The organism is Streptomyces sp. NPDC006655, from assembly GCF_040703965.1.
In the GTDB taxonomy this organism is placed as follows: Bacteria; Actinomycetota; Actinomycetes; order Streptomycetales; family Streptomycetaceae; genus Streptomyces.
Genome location: NZ_JBEYJU010000227.1, coordinates 1 through 3,014, shown reverse-complemented (window position 1 = coordinate 3,014; position 3,014 = coordinate 1). Strand labels below are relative to the sequence as shown.

4 protein-coding genes are annotated in these 3,014 nt (G+C 71.8%); all 4 read right to left on the bottom strand.

Annotated features, from left to right (window positions below; genetic code table 11):
• Positions 1–125: 125 nt before the first annotated feature.
• On the bottom strand, positions 126–365 hold the full coding sequence (locus AB0958_RS44870; RefSeq protein WP_366896251.1) for a chaplin: 240 nt from the start codon (positions 363–365) through the stop codon (positions 126–128).
• Between the two features lie 251 nt (positions 366–616).
• The gene (locus AB0958_RS44865) at positions 617–865 is read right to left on the bottom strand and encodes a chaplin (RefSeq protein ID WP_366896250.1); all 249 of its coding nucleotides are present in this window, start codon (positions 863–865) and stop codon (positions 617–619) included.
• Positions 866–1,034: 169 nt separating this feature from the next.
• On the bottom strand, positions 1,035–1,676 hold the full coding sequence (locus AB0958_RS44860; protein WP_358980835.1) for a response regulator transcription factor: 642 nt from the start codon (positions 1,674–1,676) through the stop codon (positions 1,035–1,037).
• Positions 1,669–2,814, bottom strand: coding sequence for a GAF domain-containing sensor histidine kinase (locus tag AB0958_RS44855; RefSeq protein WP_366896249.1), 1,146 nt, complete (start codon positions 2,812–2,814; stop codon positions 1,669–1,671). Before AB0958_RS44855 ends, AB0958_RS44860 begins: the two co-directional genes overlap by 8 nt.
• Positions 2,815–3,014: the final 200 nt, after the last annotated feature.

Sequence of the window (3,014 nt, the reverse complement as noted above, 5' to 3'; positions counted from 1 at the left end):
GCCAGCCCCTCGGACGACTCGGCCGGATTGAGTGCCTCCCCACGAAGTGGATCTTGACACATCAAGATCCACTTCTGAAACGCACCCTAGAGGTCCGGGGGCGGTCGCCCCCGGACCGCCGCGGCCTACTTGTTGGTGGCGTGGTTCCCGAACGCCGGGTTCAGGAGACCGATCACGTTGACGGAGAGACCGCTGGCGTTGACCGGGACGTGGACCGGGACCTCGATGGTGTTGCCGGAGATGACACCCGGGGAGTTCAGGGCCGCGCCGTTGGCGGTGGAGTCGGCGAAGGCGGCACCGGCGGAGGCGCCCGCTGCGATGCCGGCGACGGTCATGGCGACGGCGGCCTTCTTGGCGATGTTCATGGGAAGGGTTCCTCCTGGGTGGGCGTGTCCGACCCGGCCGTGGGTCGTGCCTGATCAACGCCTGCGGGGTCCCCGGTGGTACGGACCGGGGGCCGTGACTGCCCGTTCGGATCATTGGGCGTACAACCCGCCGGGCCTATGAGCGACTGGGCCTACGAGCCGGTGGGCCCACGATCCGCTGTCGGGAAAAGCCGACCGGCCTTCCGGGGCGCCCGGAAGACCGGAGGTCGATGCCGCGGTGCGGCGCGGTCTCAGTGGTTGAGGCCGAGGTTGCCGAAGGCGGGGTTCAGCACGCCGATGACGTTCACGCTGTTGCCGACGACGTTGACGGGGACGTGCACCGGGGCCTGGATGACGTTGCCGGAGACGACGCCCGGAGAGCCCAGGGCCCGGCCGTCGGCGTGGGCACCACCGGTGTGGGCGGAGGCCATGCCCGCGCCCGCGGCCACGATCCCGCCGGCCACCATCGTCACGGCCGCGGCCTTCTTCAGGTTCTTCACTTCTTGAGCCTCCTTGGCGCTCGCCACGGCGGTCGCCGTGGCACGCACTGAAGAACGGCGGCGGCCGGGACAGGATGCGCCGTCCGGGTGACATTCCCACGACGGTATGAATCTCAGCCCGGAGGACGACCCGCCGGGTTGCCGTCGGTGAAGCGTTGCGGAGGGCGTTTCAGCCGGTCACGCCATGGCGAACGGCCCACAGCGCGGCCTGGGTGCGGTCGGCGAGGTCGAGCTTCATCAGGATGTTCGAGACGTGCGTCTTGACGGTCTTCTCGGACAGCACCAGGGCCCGGGCTATCTCGCGGTTGGAACGGCCGTCGGCGATCAGCCCGAGCACCTCGCGCTCCCGCTCGGTGAGCGAGCCACCACGGCCCTGGCCGGAGTTGGCCTCCTCCTGGGAGAGCAGGGCGCCGGCCACCTCGGGCTGGAGCAGGACGTGCCCGGCGTGCACCGAGCGGATGGCGGTGGCGAGCGCGTCGGGATCGACGTCCTTGTAGACGTATCCGGCGGCGCCGGCCCGCAGGGCCGGGACCACCGTGCGCTGTTCGGTGAAGCTGGTGACGATCAGCACGCGCGCGGGGTTGTCGAGTTCGCGGAGCCTGCGCAGGGCACCCACCCCGTCGAGGCCGGGCATCTTGACGTCCATGAGGACGACGTCGGGGCTCAGCTCCTGCGCGCGCTCGACCCCTTCGGCGCCGTCGGCCGCCTCGCCCACGACCTCGATGTCGTCCTGCACCTCCAGGAAGGTGCGCAGGCCTCGGCGGACGACCTGGTGGTCGTCGACCAGGAGCACCCTGATTGCGTCAGCCACCGGGGACCTCCAGCTCGATCGTGGTGCCCTTGCCGGGCGCCGATGCCACGGTCAGCGTGCCGCCGACGCTGTCGGCGCGGTCCCGCATGGAGACCAGGCCGAGGTGGCGTCCGGCACGGCGGGTGAGGTGCGGGTCGAAGCCGCCGCCGTCGTCCGTGACCCGCAGCACGGCGCCGCTGCCGCGCCGGTTCACGGTCACGTCGACCTGGTCCGCCCCGGAGTGCCGCAGGGCGTTGTGCAGGGCTTCCTGGGCCACCCGGAGCAGGGCCTCCTCCTGCACGGCGGGCAGTGCGCGGAAGCCGCTGCTGGCGAAGGTCACGCGCGCGGTGTGGGCGCGGTCGAGGACCTGGACCTGGGTGCGCAGGGTGGCGAGCAGACCGTCCTCGTCGAGGGCGGCGGGGCGCAACTCGACGACGGCGGCGCGCAGTTCGTCGGCGGCCTCGGCGGCGAGCGCGGCCACCTGGTGCAGTTCGCCCTTGGCCCGACGCGGATCGCGGTCGACCAGGGCGGCGGCCGCCTGGGCGGTGAGGCGCAGGGAGAACAGCTTCTGGCTGACGGCGTCGTGCAGTTCGTGGGCGAGCCGGGAGCGCTCCTCGGCGATGGTCAGTTCGCGGCTGCGTTCGTAGAGGCGGGCGTTGGTGAGGGCGATGGCCGCGTGCTGGGCGAGGATGGAGAGGAGTTCCTCGTCCTCGGCGGTGAAGCCGCAGCCTCCGTCGGGTTTCTCGCAGTTCTTGTTCGCGAGGAACAGCGCGCCGATCACCTCGTCGCCGTCGCGGACCGGCAGTCCCAGGAAGTCGGACATCTCGGGGTGGGCGGAGGGCCAGCCCTCGAAGCGGGGGTCCCTGCGGACGTCCGCCAGCCGCTCGACCTTCGCCTCGCGGAGCATCGCGGCGAGGATGCCGTGCTGGCGCGGGAGCGGGCCGATGGCCTTCCACTGGGCGTCGGTGACGCCGTCGACGACGAACTGGGCGAAGCCGCCGTGGTCGTCGGGGACCCCGAGGGCGGCGTACTGGGCGTCGAGCAGTTCGCGGGCGGAGGCGACGATCGTCTTGAGGACGTCGCGCACTTCCAGATGCCTGTTCATGGCCAGCAGCGCGGAACTCACCGCGGCGAGGCCGGACCGGGGACCGTGACTCATGCCCTCACGGTACCGGCGGGGTCCGACACCGGGGATCGGCCGCCGGGGGCAGCGTCCGGGCCGCTGGGCGTAGGCCCCCGGCCCTAGGGAATTCGGCGACGGGCTTAGGGCCCTTCTGATGGATCTCCGTGGGAGAAGGAGCGGCGTTCGGTGCGTGCGATCGGCGTGCGGGGTGGCGGGTCATGTGGCGGAGCCACCTG